The sequence below is a fragment of the Flavobacterium xanthum genome (assembly GCF_900142695.1).
GTDB lineage: Bacteria > Bacteroidota > Bacteroidia > Flavobacteriales > Flavobacteriaceae > Flavobacterium > Flavobacterium xanthum.
This window is the reverse complement of the sequence record NZ_FRBU01000080.1, coordinates 1-3,424: the sequence shown is the minus strand read 5'-3', so window position 1 is coordinate 3,424 and position 3,424 is coordinate 1. Positions and strand designations below refer to the sequence as shown.

Sequence of the window (3,424 nt, the reverse complement as noted above, 5' to 3'; positions counted from 1 at the left end):
ACCGGATTCCCAGTGTAAAAGTTTCATCTGATTATTATTTCGATTGATAAAAATGAACACTTCCCCACTATGTGCTACGCGTCCTAATTCATTGGTAACAAGACCACACAAACCATTAAAACTTTTGCGCATATCGCAAACTTTGGGGTAGAGCAAAAAGGTATGTGAACTACTAAGGCTAAACACTAATATAGGTTTACTAAAGCCGAAAGTTCACTTAAATTATCCGTATCCACTCGCAGCACAACTCCATTAGGGTATACGATTTCGTATTTGTTTTCTAAAGCGAAAACTGGTTTTTTCAGTGCAATAAAACCTCCGCTTTGTGCTTCTTCATTTTTGCTTTTTCGTATCCAATAGCTGAAGGTTCCTAATTTAATACCTGCTTGATCGCAATACGCTTGTTGTGAAAGTCCACTTTGTTTCCAAGATTCAACTCGGGATAACATAAATTCATTTTTATTCATGTCTAAATTGTTTAGAACAAAACTACTACCTTAGGTTAATCTAAAAAATATGGGGTTCGTCGGGCGGATACTTTACAACAAACAATTCAAAGAAAACGATTTAATATCAAAAGCAGGTCGAGATATTGTTTCCGACAAATATTCTAACAGAAGTCAGTATTTGCAATATGATGATATTGTGATTCCTAAAATCAATGAATACAAAGCAGGATATGATAATGAATTAGGCATTTATCACTTCCTTCCATCATTTGATATTGAAAAACAACTTTGGAAATTTGAAGTAGAGCTTGATATTAAAACAAAAGACGGCAAACAACTACACAATCCATTTATAAACTTTTCAATTGTTCATTTTCAGCCTTTCTCAATCAACTATAATGATAAAACTGCTGATACAAGTTTATTAGTACTCAAAAACGATTGTAGAATTTCAGATGCAGAAAATTCAACTTGGTGTTATTTATTACCAGAAAGAAAACTGTCTGTTTATTTTGACAAACCTAACTGGTTATTCGATAAATGGGGTAATGTAGATCTTACAGTTTCATTCGATTACGAATCTTTACATCATTTCATCTATTACGATGAAAATGAAAAAAATGAGAAATGGAATATTCATTCTAATTTTATTTTAACAGTTGAAGGAAGCGATGATGAATTGCTTTGGTATCCTGTAAATTCGCAAATAGATAATGGCAATAATTTGGCAGAATGGGGGTTTCGTCATGCTCTGTTGACGCCTGAGATATTAGAAAAGGAAGAAAATCTAGCATCCATAAAGATAAAGTTTGAAAAAAGGTCTAATCCTTCATCAAAAATTGAAACCACTACATCGGATAATGAAAGAGATACTATAGAGACAAATCAATATGCAAAATATGATGATTCTATTAAATACTCTCATTTTAGAGTGCGTTTTGTAGAAGTAGAATGGTTTAATAATGACATTTCAATTAACGCCTTTTTAACAAAAGATTCTGAATATTTGAAACATGACATTTTAAACAATGAAGACATGAGAATTAGATATGTTGAATTAATTTATTAAAAATAAAAACACAGAAAAATGACTACAAAAATTATTCTATCTCAAGGTCCAGTTGACCCGTTTTCAAATCCAGTCCTTTGCCCGACTGATTCAGCAGGAACTAAAATTAATGCTGGTAGATATGGCTGTTCTCGTGATAATGGTGCAACTTGGCACGGTGGCACAGATTTGCGAGCAACGGCGGGAACACTCTTTTCTTCCATTTACTCAGGTAAAGTAACGCATATCCGAGACCTACAACCAACCGACCCTAACTATCGCAGTGGTGTAGGCAATTTTATTATTGTGCGCTCGGATGATTTTTCAATAAAATATTGTCATCTAAGTGAAATCAAAGTTGCAATTGGTGAAATTGTTGCGCAGGGAACTAAGATAGGTAAAACAGGTAAATCTGGAAATGCTTTTAATGTCCCTTTTAAGCATCTGCACATAGAATTATCTACTGACTTTTTCGCAACACAAAATCATTATGTTGACCCTGAACCATATCTTAAAACAAAATACACAAATTCAGGTTCCATAGCTGAACCAAGTGACACACCTCACAATCCTAATAGTCCTAATCACGCTAATTGCCCTGCTTTTGCTAAGGAAGAATTACAAGAATTAGAAAGCATGAAAGCAGTTGTTGAAAAAATATTAGACAGGGGGTCGTGGAATGCAGATACTTCTGCTCATTATAGTGGTGGTCAAGTAATGCACTATAAAGTGAAAAACGTAAATATATTGGGTACAACCATTACTATTGACTCAAATCTTGATGGAAGTAGGTCATTGATAATTCCACCTCTTACAACTGTTGATATAAGATTTTCTTGTTTTGGAGTTGAACCATTGGGTTGGAAGCTTGATATTTCAACGAATAGTGATGCTTTCATTGTAACATGGGAATTGTATTCAACATGGGTTCCTACTGCTGATATAAAAATTACAGAATAATAGCAAAGTGAAATCCCTACCCACAAAAAATACTCTCTTGCAATTCGCACAAGGCAACGTTTCAACCAAAAATTGCAAGATGGTATTTTTTTATACCTTAAAAACTATATTATAGCGCATTTAATTTAAATACAAGGCCACTCTGGTGAGAACTTGCTTTTTTTAGAAAAAATCGAACTGCCTTATTCTGATATTGGTTGGCATATTTTGATAAAGAATTATATTGAAGTTACGAAAATGTTCTTTTTATTTCAGTATTTGTATTACCGTTTTACACTCCAATAGTCACTCCTTTGCCAACGCTCCAAAAGTTTTTGTATGCCCTATGAAGTTTTATAGTAAAAAGGAAAAAACCGAAATGGGCAACAAAAAATTTTCTCCAAGCTGTTTTACATAACGTGGCATTATAGTTCATAAAGAAACATCTTGCACATAATAAAAATCTCGGATGAACTATAATAACGTTATGTAAAACAGCCGCTCCGGCCAACGCGCTAGGGGTTTGCTCTAGGACAACTTTTTGAGCAGCTCCCATCCCACCAGCCAGCCGCTCAAAAAACCGTCCTTCACAAACCCCAAACCACTGCTTCGATTGAACGTTTTTATTTAACGATGATGTTCCCGCTTTTTCAGAAACTATAACTTGTTCTATCAGTAAACCGCCTAAATCGGAAGTATTTGCATTTGCTTTTGTAGGTGCTTTTTTAAAAGAGCTGATTTCATTTTAATTGAACCAAAGCACCCACAAAAGCAAAAAAGCCCGCAAGAGTATCATTTTTTATTTGTCAGCAACAAAGTAGTCCATTGCTTTTCCGTTAGCTCAATGCTTAGCGTTTCCATAACAACGCCTTTCAAAAAACAAACCTTCTTTCTTCAGTACATGACAAAAATTATATTTCGCTGTTAGTCAGTAAAATACGAGGTAAGTATTAGGAAAAGAGACCGGTATTTTGTAAATTATAAGATT

4 protein-coding genes are annotated in these 3,424 nt (G+C 34.1%); 2 read left to right on the top strand and 2 right to left on the bottom strand.

The features are described from left to right. Together tnpB and tnpA are read right to left on the bottom strand one after the other, a co-directional pair. A partial coding sequence (gene tnpB, locus BUC11_RS17440) for an IS66 family insertion sequence element accessory protein TnpB (RefSeq protein ID WP_394332905.1) occupies positions 1-186 on the bottom strand: 186 nt, incomplete at its 3' end. After that, a complete protein-coding gene (tnpA, locus tag BUC11_RS16325) occupies positions 186-467 on the bottom strand; it encodes an IS66 family insertion sequence element accessory protein TnpA (RefSeq protein ID WP_073353117.1) in 282 nt (93 codons plus the stop codon). The genes tnpA and tnpB, both read right to left, overlap by 1 nt. Before the next feature lie 49 nt (positions 468-516). Here tnpA and BUC11_RS16320 point away from each other — a divergent pair, with 49 nt between their 5' ends. Both BUC11_RS16320 and BUC11_RS16315 read left to right on the top strand, forming a co-directional pair. Continuing rightward, complete coding sequence (locus BUC11_RS16320; RefSeq protein WP_073355757.1) at positions 517-1,518, top strand: hypothetical protein; 1,002 nt, start codon at positions 517-519, stop codon at positions 1,516-1,518. 18 nt (positions 1,519-1,536) lie between these two features. Continuing rightward, positions 1,537-2,457: a M23 family metallopeptidase gene (locus BUC11_RS16315; RefSeq protein WP_073355755.1), complete on the top strand. Its 921-nt coding sequence runs from the start codon at positions 1,537-1,539 to the stop codon at positions 2,455-2,457. Positions 2,458-3,424 lie beyond the last annotated feature (967 nt).

Bases quoted from the DNA above. Each gene is read 5' to 3' on its own strand.
- tnpA (WP_073353117.1), bottom strand. From the start codon at position 467: ATGAATAAAAATGAATTTATGTTATCCCGAGTTGAATCTTGGAAACAA.
- BUC11_RS16320 (WP_073355757.1), top strand. From the start codon at position 517: ATGGGGTTCGTCGGGCGGATACTTTACAACAAACAATTCAAAGAAAAC.
- BUC11_RS16315 (WP_073355755.1), top strand. From the start codon at position 1,537: ATGACTACAAAAATTATTCTATCTCAAGGTCCAGTTGACCCGTTTTCA.